At 73.2% G+C, this 10085-nt stretch carries 7 protein-coding genes and 2 pseudogenes; 2 read left to right on the top strand and 7 right to left on the bottom strand.

The window, feature by feature from the left end; all coding sequences use genetic code 11:
• Positions 1-134: pseudogene (locus PKE99_RS36865) on the top strand (S-(hydroxymethyl)mycothiol dehydrogenase); the annotation flags it as partial.
• Between the two features lie 94 nt (positions 135-228).
• On the opposite strand, the gene purU reads toward PKE99_RS36865, so the two are convergent.
• Entirely contained in the window at positions 229-1092 is an 864-nt protein-coding gene (purU, locus tag PKE99_RS36860; protein ID WP_156068115.1) for a formyltetrahydrofolate deformylase, read from the bottom strand.
• Positions 1093-1098: 6 nt separating this feature from the next.
• Positions 1099-2472, bottom strand: coding sequence for an L-serine ammonia-lyase (locus PKE99_RS36855; protein ID WP_037054584.1), 1374 nt, complete (start codon positions 2470-2472; stop codon positions 1099-1101).
• A gap of 141 nt (positions 2473-2613) precedes the next feature.
• Between PKE99_RS36855 and PKE99_RS36850 the strand changes: the two genes are divergently transcribed.
• A complete protein-coding gene (locus tag PKE99_RS36850; protein WP_037054582.1) occupies positions 2614-3279 on the top strand; it encodes a GntR family transcriptional regulator in 666 nt (221 codons plus the stop codon).
• An 80-nt stretch (positions 3280-3359) separates the two neighbouring features.
• On the opposite strand, the pseudogene PKE99_RS36845 reads toward PKE99_RS36850, so the two are convergent.
• From PKE99_RS36845 to PKE99_RS36825, 5 genes and pseudogenes are all read right to left on the bottom strand, one after another.
• A pseudogene (locus PKE99_RS36845) lies at positions 3360-3458 on the bottom strand (dihydropteroate synthase); the annotation flags it as partial.
• A gap of 106 nt (positions 3459-3564) precedes the next feature.
• Positions 3565-4185 (bottom strand): cyclodeaminase/cyclohydrolase family protein, encoded by a 621-nt coding sequence (locus PKE99_RS36840; protein WP_037054580.1) that lies wholly within the window; start codon positions 4183-4185, stop codon positions 3565-3567.
• A gap of 20 nt (positions 4186-4205) precedes the next feature.
• Positions 4206-6674 carry a GcvT family protein gene (locus tag PKE99_RS36835; RefSeq protein ID WP_037054577.1) on the bottom strand — a complete coding sequence of 823 codons (2469 nt, stop codon included), beginning with the start codon at positions 6672-6674 and terminating at the stop codon, positions 4206-4208.
• Between the two features lie 50 nt (positions 6675-6724).
• A complete protein-coding gene (locus PKE99_RS36830; RefSeq protein WP_037054574.1) occupies positions 6725-7345 on the bottom strand; it encodes a sarcosine oxidase subunit gamma in 621 nt (206 codons plus the stop codon).
• A partial coding sequence (locus tag PKE99_RS36825; RefSeq protein ID WP_037054569.1) for a 2Fe-2S iron-sulfur cluster-binding protein occupies positions 7338-10085 on the bottom strand: 2748 nt, incomplete at its 5' end. The genes PKE99_RS36825 and PKE99_RS36830, both read right to left, overlap by 8 nt.

Raw genomic sequence — 10085 nt, 5'->3', positions numbered from 1 at the left:
ACCTGCAGGGCCGGCTGCCGCTGGAGAAGTTCGTCTCCGAGGAGATCGGCCTCGACGACATCGAGACCGCCTTCGAGAAGATGCACCACGGCGACGTCCTGCGCTCCGTCGTCGTGTTCGGGACGCGGGCCTGACCGTCGAGGCCCCAGCCACCACGTCGTGAGTGGGGATAGTCGCTATGGCGACTATCCCCACTCACAGCTCGGTCACGGCACCGGTGGTTGCACGTCACCGGAAGACGACGGTGCTGTGCCCGCTCAGCAGGACCCGCCGCTCGCAGTGCCAGCGCACGGCCCGCGACAGGGCCAGGGCCTCGGCGTCGCGGCCGACCGTCTGCAGCGCCTGCGGGTCGTAGGTGTGGTCGATGCGGATGACCTCCTGCTCGATGATCGGCCCCTCGTCGAGGTCCGGCGTGACGTAGTGGGCCGTGGCCCCGACGAGCTTGACCCCGCGGTCGTAGGCCTGGTGGTAGGGCTTCGCGCCCTTGAACCCGGGCAGGAACGAGTGGTGGATGTTGATCGCCCGCCCGTGCAGGGCCTTGCAGGTCTGGTCGGACAGGACCTGCATGTACCGGGCCAGCACGACGAGCTCGGCCTCGCACTCGTCGACGAGCTGCAGCAGCCGGGCCTCGGCCTCGGGCTTGGTCTCCGGGGTGACCGGGACGTGGACGTACGGCAGCCCGGCGGCCTCGGCCATCGGGCGCAGGTCCTCGTGGTTGGACACGACCGCGACGATCTCGGCGCCGAGGCTCCCGGCCCGCCAGCGGAAGATCAGATCGTTGAGGCAGTGCCCGAGCTTGGACACCATGACCAGGATCCGCACGGGCTCGGCCGGCGAGAAGGTGAAGTCCATCCCGAAGTCCGCGGCGACGGGCTCGAAGCCGCGGGCCATGGCGTCGAGGTCGACGCCGGCGTCCGCGGTTACCCGGGTGCGCAGGAACAGCCGGGACCGCACCGAGTCGTCGAACTGCTGGTACTCGCTGATGTCGCAGCCGTGCTCGAACAGGTAGGCGCTGACGGCCCGGACGATGCCGGTGCGGTTCGGGCAGCTCAGGGTGAGGGTGAACGAGCGGGTCACGGGAGTCTCCAGCATGTCGAATCAGCACTCCACGACGTTGAGGGCCAGCCCACCGCGGGCGGTCTCCTTGTACTTGTCCTTCATGTCGGCGCCGGTCTCGCGCATGGTCTTGATCGCCTTGTCGAGCGAGACGTGGTGGGCGCCGTCGCCGCGCACGGCCATCCGGGCGGCGGTGATGGCCTTGACCGAGGCCACGGCGTTGCGCTCGATGCACGGGATCTGCACCAGCCCGCCGACGGGGTCGCAGGTCAGGCCCAGGTTGTGCTCGATGCCGATCTCGGCGGCGTTCTCCACCTGCTCCGGGGTGCCGCCGAGGATCTCGGCGAGCCCTCCCGCGGCCATGGCGCAGGCCGAGCCGACCTCGCCCTGGCAGCCGACCTCGGCCCCGGAGATCGAGGCGTTCTCCTTGAACAGCAGGCCCACGGCGCCGGCGGTGAGCAGGAACCGCACCACGGCGTCGTCGTCGCACCCCGGCAGGAAGCGCGCCGCGTAGTACAGGACCGCGGGCACGATCCCGGCGGCACCGTTGGTCGGTGCGGTGACGACGCGCCCGCCCGCGGCGTTCTCCTCGTTGACCGCGAGCGCGGCGAGGGTGACCCACTCCATGGCGTGCAGGCCGTCGGTCTCGTCGGCGTCGGACTCCAGGCGCGCCCGCAGCGCGGCCGCCCGCCGGCGGACCCGGAGCCCGCCGGGCAGGACGCCGGAGGTGTGGGTGCCGCGCTCGACACACTCGCGCATCACCGACCAGGTGTGCAGCAGCCCGGTCCGGACCTCCGCCTCGCTGCGCCACGACAGCTCGTTGGCCAGCATGATGTCGCTGATCCGCAACCCGGTCTCCCGGGTGAGCGCGAGCAGCCCGTCCCCGGCGGTGAACGGGTACCGCACCGGCGTCGGGTCCTCGACCAGGACCGGGCGGCCGGCGTCGTCCTCGTCGAGGACGAAGCCGCCGCCGACGGAGTAGTACTCGCGGCGGTCGAGCTCCGCGCCGTCGGCGTCGAAGGCCGCGAAGACCATGCCGTTGGAGTGGAAGTCCAGCCTGTGCCGCCGGTGCAGGACGATGTCGTCGTCGAGCGAGAACTCGATCTTGTGCTCGCCGCCGAGGACCAGCCGGCCCTCGGTGCGCACCGCCTCCACCGCGGGATCGGCGGCGACCGGGTCGACGAGGTGCGGCTGCTCCCCCGCCAGCCCGAGGACCACCGCCTTGACCGAGCCGTGCCCGTGGCCGGTGGCCCCCAGCGATCCGAAGAGCTCGCAGCGGACCGTCGCTACGCGGGCGAGGTCGCCGGATCCGCGGAGCCGGGTGACGAACAGGTACGCCGCCCGCATCGGTCCGACCGTGTGCGAGCTCGACGGTCCAATCCCCACCTTGAACAGGTCGAACACCGAGATGGTCATGCGCGCTCCTGGAGTCGGGTCGGCGCGGGTCACGTCGTCGGGAACCCAGATACTAGATTGGTATATCAGTTTTGGACAAGAGGTATCGCTGACGAGTTCAGTGCGTTCGCCGCCTGCATGTCAGGTGCCTAGACTGAGATCGTGACCGCTGCGCCCCAGGACATCGAGCAGAGCTCGCTGTCGCTCGCCGACCGCGCCTACGCCGCGATCCAGGACCGGCTGATCATGCTCGAGATCCCGCCGATGGCCCCGCTCGACGACGCCGAGCTGGTGCGCACGATCGGCGTCGGCCGCACCCCGGTGCGCGAGGCGCTCAAGCGCCTGGAGCTGGACCGGCTCGTGATCTCCTACCCCCGTCGCGGCACGTTCGCGACCGGCGTGGACATCACCGACCTCGCGTACATCTCGGAGATCCGCGAGCAGCTCGAGCCGCTCGCCGCGCGCCGGGCGGCCGAGACCGCCGGAGCGGTCGTGCGCACCGAGCTGTCCCGGCTGGCGGACGACACCGAGCAGCTCGACGTCCGCACGCTCGGGCGCAGCGAGCTGATGCGCTGGGACCTGCGCGTGCACCGCGCGATCTACCACGCAGGAGGCAACCCCCACCTCGAGGACACCCTGGTGCGCTACAACAACCTCGCGACCCGGATCTTCTGCCTGTTCCTGGACCGGATGCCGGAGTTCGACCGGCACGTCGGCGAGCACGTCGGGCTGCTGCGCGCGATCGCCGGCCAGGACGGCCCGGCGGCCGAGCACCTGGCCCGCGAGCACGTCCTCGGCTTCGAGAAGGCCGTCCGGGCGATCATCTGACGCCCGCTCAGCCCAGCCCGCTCATCCCAGGGCGTCGCCAGGGCGTCCACGGTCGTCGCCACGTCGTGCACCCGCACCACGGCGCCGTCGGCCACGAGCCGCAGCCCGTGGGCCACCGCGGCCGCGCGGTCGGGGAAGGCCCCGCCGTCGGAGAACGAGTCCGGGGTGACGTTGAGGATCGGGCCGCGGACCGGGCCGTGTGCTCCAGCAGCAACGCCGTGGAGCCCGGTCTCACCCCTCCGGGAGCGAGTTCCGTCCCACCGAGCACGGCGGTCAGGGTGGAGGTCATCGGAGGATCTGCTCCCGGACGGCGGCGGTGACCTTGTCGGCGCGGGTGAGGAGGTCGTCGACCCCGCCGAGGGCGGCGGTGAGCTCCGTGCGCGCGGCGGCATCGGTGATGCCGGCGAGGTTGATCTCGACATTGACGCGGGCGGTGGACGCCGCCGCGCGGGCGGCCTCCGCGGCCGCGGCCACGTCGCTGACGACGTTCGGGCTGCCGACCGGGAGCAGCCGCTCGGCCAGACCGAGGATCCGCTCGGCCAGGGCGACGACGTGGGCGGGGACGCGCCCCGCCTCGATCAGCGCGGCCGCGATCGCCAGGGACCGGGCGGCCATCTCGCGCGGGGTCGAGCACGGCAGCCCGTAGGCGCCGGCGACCGCGCCGAACACGGCGGTGTCCTGTTCGGCGAGGTCCAGCGCGCGCAGGCGGCACGCGTCGGAGTCGTCGCGGACGGCGGTGACGACGGCAGCGTGGTCGACGAGTTTCGGTCCGTCGCTGTAGCGGGCGACCATGCCGACGAGGGCCGCGGCCTGTGCGGCGTGCAGCGCGGCGCTCGCGCCGCCGCCGGGTGCCGGGACGCGGGCGGCGAGGGCCTGCAGGAACTCGTCGAGGGTGTCCGTGCGCATGGGGGTCCCTCCTCGGGCGGTCAGCGGCGGATGCGGGTCATGTCGGGGTCGACCAGCGGCTCGGCGGCCACGGTCGCGCGCACCCGGCGGCCGAAGTACTGGATCTCCACGGACGTGCCGACCTCGACGGCGGGCAGCCAGGCGTAGGCGACCGGCGTGCCGACGGTGTGCCCGAACGCGGCGGAGGTGACGTAGCCCGCCGCCCGGCCGTCGAGGAACACCGGCTCGTGACCCAGCACGACGCTGCGGCCGTCGTCGACGGTCAGGCAGGTGAGCCGGCGCGTGACCGTGTCGGCGGAGAGGCCCTCGAGCGCGGCGCGGCCGACGAACTCGCCCTTCTGCGGGCGCACCGCGAAGCCCACCCCGGCCTCGTACGGGTTGTGCTCGGTGGTCATGTCCGCGCCCCAGGCGCGGTAGCCCTTCTCCAGCCTCAGGCTGGTGAAGGCCGCCCGGCCCGCGGCGACGGCCCCGAGGGGTCGCCCGGCCTCCCACAGCACGTCCCACAGCTTCTGCCCGTACTCGGCGCTGGTGTAGATCTCCCAGCCCAGCTCGCCGACGTACGACAGCCGCATCGCGGTGACCGGGATGCCTGCGATGTGCGCGGCCTTCGCGCGGAAGTACTTCAGCCCCTCGTTCGAGAAGTCGTCATCGGAGAGCGGCTGGACCAGGTCGCGGGCCAGCGGCCCCCACACCCCGATGCAGCAGGTGCCGCCGGTGATGTCGCGGATCTGCACGCTGTGGTCGGCCGGGGCCTGCCGGCGGAAGTAGTCCAGATCGAGGTGCCCGTTCGCGCCGACCTGGAAGAGATCCTCACCGAGGCGGGCGACGGTGAGGTCGCTGCGGATGCCGCCGGCCTCGTCGAGCGCGAGGGTGTAGGTCACCGAGCCGACGGACTTGTCCATCTTCCCGGTCGTCAGCCGCTCCAGGCACGCGAGCGCCCCGGGCCCGGAGACCTCGAGCCGGGTCAGCGGGGTCATGTCGTAGAGCGCCACGGCGGTGCGGGTCTTCCACGCCTCCACCGCGGCGATCGGCGAGTGGAACATCGCCGACCAGGCGTCGCGGCCCGGGGGCTGCCACTCGGCGGGCAGCTCCTTGACCAGCGGGGCGTTGGCCTCGTACCAGTGCGGCCGCTCCCAGGTGTGCGACTCCAGGAAGAACGCCCCCAGCTCCTTCTGCCGCGCGTGGAACGGGCTCACCCGCAGGTCGCGCGGGGAGAGCTTGGGCTGCAGGGGGTGCACCACGTCGTAGATCTCCACGAAGTTCCGCTGCGCGGTCTCGTCGACGTAGGCGTCCGTCGTCTCGATCTCGTCGAAGCGGGCCACGTCGCAGCCGTGCAGCTCGACCTCGCTGCGGCCGTCGACGAGCAGCTGGGCCACCGAGCGCGCGACGCCGGCGGAGTGGGTCACCCAGACGGCCTCGGCGATCCAGAACCCGGCGACGTCCGGGGACTCACCGATCAGCGGGCCGCCGTCGGGGGTGAAGGAGAAGATCCCGTTGAACCCGGTCTCGATCTTCGCGTCCCGCAGGGACGGCAGCAGCAGCCTGCTGTGCTCCCAGGAGGGGGCGAAGTCCTCCTCGGTGAACGGCAGCATCGACGGCATGGCGGCCTCGCCCATGTCGTCGTCGTCGACCTCGGGGAGGTCGCCGATGCGCACGGGCATCGGACGGTGGGCGTAGGAGCCGATGCCGAGGCAGTCGTTGTGCTCGCGGTAGTACAGGTCCCGGTCCTGGTGGCGCAGGATCGGCAGGCGGGCCTCGACCACGTCGTCGTTGCGGCCGACGAGGTCGGCGACCTGCCCGGTCCGCACGTACTGGTGGGCCAGCGGCAGCAGCGGCACCCGCATCCCGACCAGCTTCCCGAGCTCCCGGCCCCAGAAGCCGCCGCAGGACACCACGACGTCCGCGGGCACCTCGCCCTTGTCGGTCCGCACGCCGGTGACCCGGCCGCCGGACTGGTTGATCCCGACCACGCGGGTCGAGCCCTGGAAGACCGCGCCGCGGGCCTCGGCCCGCCGCGCCACGGCGACCACCACGCGGGCGGCCTTGGCCAGGCCGTCGGTCGGGGTGTGGAAGCCGCCGAGGACCTGGTCCCGGTCGAGCAGCGGGTGCAGCCGCACGCACTCCTCGGGCCCGACGACCTCGCCGGGCACCCCCCACGACGTGGCCCAGCCCTGCTTGCGGTGCAGGTCGGCCAGCCGCTCCGGGGTGGTGGCGACCTCCAGCCCGCCGACCTGGTTGAAGCACCACGCCCCGTCGACGTCCAGGGAGAGGAACTTCTCGACGGTGTAGGTGGCGAACGCGGTCATCGTCTTCGACGCGGTGGTCTGGTAGACGAGGCCGGGCGCGTGCGAGGTCGAGCCGCCGGTCAGCGGCAGCGGCCCCTGGTCCAGGACGGTGACCCGGTCCCAGCCGCGCCGGGTGAGCTCGTCGGCCAGGTTCGCCCCGACGATCCCGGCTCCGATGATGACGACGCGGGGGGTGGTGCTCATGCTGGGTCTCTCCTCACGTGGCGGTCGTCGGCGACCGCGGCGGTGGTCGGTCAGGGGAAGGCGGCGGCGGTCGGGCGGGCGGTCGGGTCGGCACGGAACTCCAGGGCGGCGTCGAGCAGCCAGTCGGCCAGGTGGCCGGCGAAGGAGGGCCGCACGAGGAGGCGGAAGTCGTCCGCGCCGAGGGCGAGGAGCAGCACGCCGGCGAGCCCGACGGTGGTCTGCGCGGCGGACCCGACCGGGAACGACGCCGGGCGCAGGTCGAGCGCGCAGCCGAAGGACAGCAGCTCCCGGGCCCGGGCGCCGCTCACCCGGATGCTGGTGCGCTGCGCGGAGACGTCCACGGCGGCGCCGCCGTAGGGCGCGACCGCGGCGATCAGGGCGTGTTCCCACTCGTGCGGCCGCGCGGCGACGCTGGTGACCAGCCACTCGTCCGGGCCCAGCCAGACGGCCTGCCCGTCGTGGGTGCGCGTCCAGGTGTTCGGCTGCGTGGGCAGCCGCGCCCCGAGCGCCCGTGCGGCGGCGTCGACGCCCGGCCCGGCCAGGTCGACGCGCAGGTCCACCGCGGCGACCTCGGCCTCGGCCTCGATCCGGAGGCCTGCCGTCTCCGCGGCGTCCAGCGCCGGTATCCGGTCCTCGAGCGGGTGCGTGCGGAACAGGGTGCGCTCAACCATCGCGACGGGTTCCTTCCGGGTCGACGAGCACGGACGAGCCGATCTCGGCGGGAACGAGCACACCCGCGACGGGGACGTGCACGACGTCGCCGATGCGCGCGCGTCCGCCCTTGACCAGAGCCAACGCGAACGGGCGGCCGAGCTCGGCGCTGTGGTAGCTGGAGGTGACGTGCCCGAGCATGGGCACCGGCGGCGGGGGCAGCACGCCGTCCGCGCGGAACTCGACGATCTGCGAGCCCTCCGGCAGCTTCGTCCGCGCGTCGGTCGGCAGCAGCGACACCAGCTGCTTGCGCAGCGGATCGTGGTTCGCCGGGCGGGCGAAGGACCGCTTGCCCAGGAAGTCCGGCTTCTTCTTCGACACCGCCCACTCCATGCCCAGGTCGTGCGGGGTGACGGTGCCGTCGGTGTCCTGCCCGATGATCGGGTAGCCCTTCTCGGCGCGCAGCACGTGCATCGTCTCGGTGCCGTACGGCGTGATGCCGTACCGCGCCCCGGCGTCGAGCAGCCGCAGCCACAGCGATCGCGCGTACCAGGAGTTGACGTTGACCTCGTAGGCGAGCTCGCCGGAGAAGGAGATCCGCGCGATCCGCACCGGGACGCCGTCGAGCTCGGTGTCCCGCCAGGACATGAACGGGAACGCCTCGTTCGACACGTCGAGGCCGGGGAACACCTCGCCGAGGACGTCGCGCGAGCGCGGCCCGACGACCGGGAACACCGCCCACTGCTCGGTGACCGAGGCGAGGTGCACGCGCAGCTCGGGCCACTCGGTCTGCACCCACTCCTCGAGGTGGTCGAGGATCGCCGCCGCGCCGCCCGTGGTCGTGGTGACCAGGAAACGGTCCTCGGCCAGGCGCAGCACGGTGCCGTCGTCGATGACCATGCCGTCGTTGCCGCACATCACGCCGTAGCGCACGCGACCGACCTTCAGGTTGCTCATCATGTTCGTGTAGACGCGGTCGAGCAGCACCGCGGCGTCCGGGCCCTGGACGTCGATCTTGCCCAGGGTGGAGCCGTCGAGGATGCCCACGCCGGTGCGGACGGCCGCGCACTCGCGCAGCACCGCGGCCTCCATGTCCTCGCCGGGCCGCGGGTAGTGCCGGGCGCGCTTCCACTGCCCGACGTCCTCGAACTCCGCGCCCGCCGCGACGTGCCAGTCGTGCAGGGCCGTGGTCCGCACCGGGTCGAACAGCTGTCCGCGCTCGCGACCGGCCAGCGCGGCGAACGCGACCGGGGTGTAGGGCGGGCGGAAGCTCGTGGTGCCCAACGCGTCCACGGTCGTGCCGAGGATGTCCGCGGTGATCCCCGAGGCGATCACCCCGGAGGTCTTGCCCTGGTCGTGCGCGGTGCCGATGGTCGTGTACCGCTTGACGTGCTCGACCGAGCGGATCCCCGCGCCCACGGCCCGGGCGATGTCGGCCACGGTCGCGTCCCGCTGGATGTCCACGAACTGGCGGTCCGCGTCGCCCGCGGTGCGCCAGAGCACCTGGGCCGGCAGGCGCTCCGGCTCGGCGGCGGTGCTCGGCGCGTCGCCGCCGGCCCCCTCGCGCAGGCACCCGGCCAGGTCCAGGGTCCCGTTGGCGGCACCGATCACGCTGACGCCGGGCAGCGTGTCGCCCGGGCGGAAGGCGCCGAGCGCGGGGTCGTAGGCGAGCACGCCCTTGACGTGGCTGAACAGGTGGGCGGTCGGGTTCCAGCCGCCGGAGACGAGCAGGAGGTCGCAGGGCAGGGTCCAGGGCTCCTCACCAGGGGCGGCGAGCTGCACCTGCCGGATCCGCTCCTCCCCCGTGGTCCCGACCACCACCACGCCGCAGTGCACCGGGATCCGCTGCCGCACGCAGCCGGCCGCCACCGCCGGCACGTCGGTGCGGGCGTCGACCACGGTGACCGCGGCCCCCGCCGCGGCGAGGTCGGCCGCGGCGGAGTAGGCGGCGTCGTCGCTGGTGAAGACGACGATCTCGCGGCCCGCGAGCACGCCGTACCGGTGCAGGTAGTCCCGCGCCGAGGCGGCGAGCATGATTCCGGGCCGGTCGTTGTCCGTGAACACGATCGGCCGTTCGTGCGCGCCGGTGGCCACGACGACCTGCTCCGCGCGAATCCGGTGCACCCGCTGCCGGGAGCGGTGCCGCGGGGCGGCCGTGCCGAGGTGGTCGGTGCGGCGCTCGAGCGCGAGGACGAAGCCGTCGTCGTAGTGCCCGAACGCGGTGGTGCGCTGCAGGTGCAGCACGTCCGGGTGGGCGGTCAGCTCGGCGACGGTGTCGGCCACGAACTGCAACGCCGGGCGCCCGCCGATCCGCTCGGTGCCGGTCAGGCTCCCGCCGGGGGTGGGGCGGTCGTCGACCAGGACGACGCTCTCCCCCGCCCGCACGGCGGTCCGCGCCGCCAGCAGCCCGGCGGGGCCGGCGCCGATCACCAGGGTGTCGCAGTGGGTGTGCTTGCGGTCGTACCGCGCGGTGTCGGGGACCTCGGCGAGCCGGCCCTGTCCGCTCACCCCACGGGCGACCAGGCCGTCGACCAGTTCGATGGTGCTGGCCAGCAGCATGGGCTCGGGGAAGGGCTCCTCGATCTGGACGAGCCCGGTGGGGTCCTCGCTCCACGCGGCGGTGATGCCGCGCGGGCGGCCCAGCTTCACGCTGGTCGCGACCCGGCGGACCCCGTTCGCCAGCAGCGCCGACGCCAGGGTGTCGCCGGGGTGGCCGGTGTACTGCTCGCCGTCGAAGGTGAAGGTCAGGGTGCGGGTGCG

Origin of the sequence: Pseudonocardia halophobica, from assembly GCF_027922425.1 — a bacterium.
Taxonomy (GTDB): Bacteria; Actinomycetota; Actinomycetes; order Mycobacteriales; family Pseudonocardiaceae; genus Pseudonocardia; species Pseudonocardia halophobica.
Note: the sequence above shows the minus strand (reverse complement) of the source record. Positions and strands in the feature narration are given on the sequence as shown.